1 protein-coding gene is annotated in these 498 nt (G+C 50.0%); it reads left to right on the top strand.

What is annotated here, in order from left to right:
• A partial coding sequence (locus AB4583_RS21355) for a transposase (protein ID WP_372119283.1) occupies positions 1 to 498 on the top strand: 498 nt, incomplete at both ends.

The following is a 498-nucleotide window of genomic DNA, read 5'->3' on the forward strand; positions in this document are numbered from 1 at the left end:
ATGTGCTCAAAGAAGAGAAGCAGTGTTATATGTGGCTCTACTGCTCAGGCGCTGACTCACCCGAAGCGGCACTGCCGAATGTGAAAAATATTGCCTTGTACGACTATCAAAACAGTCGCGCGAGGGCGTGTCCCGTGGACTTTTTAGGTGACTACAACGTTTATCTACAAACCGATGGCTACGCGGCTTATGATGGACTTCATCACGTCACCAAGGTAGGGTGCTTAGCGCATGCTCGTCGCAAGTTCATGGATGCTAAAAAGCTTCAAGGGAAAGGTAAATCGGGCAAGGCTGATAAGGCGCTGGCTAAAATCCAAAAACTCTACGGGATAGAATCGCGCTTAAAAGGTGCGCCTGCCGAAGAGCGAAAAGCAGAGCGTCAAGCGCTTGCCAAGCCGATACTGGATGAGCTTTACCAATGGATGACAACCCAGAAGGTGATAGGCTCTAGCCCACTAGGCAAAGCAATAAAGTACACGCTCGGGCAATGGCCAAAAC

This window comes from Vibrio sp. 10N.222.49.C12, assembly GCF_041475025.1.
Classification (GTDB): Bacteria; Pseudomonadota; Gammaproteobacteria; order Enterobacterales; family Vibrionaceae; genus Vibrio; species Vibrio crassostreae_C.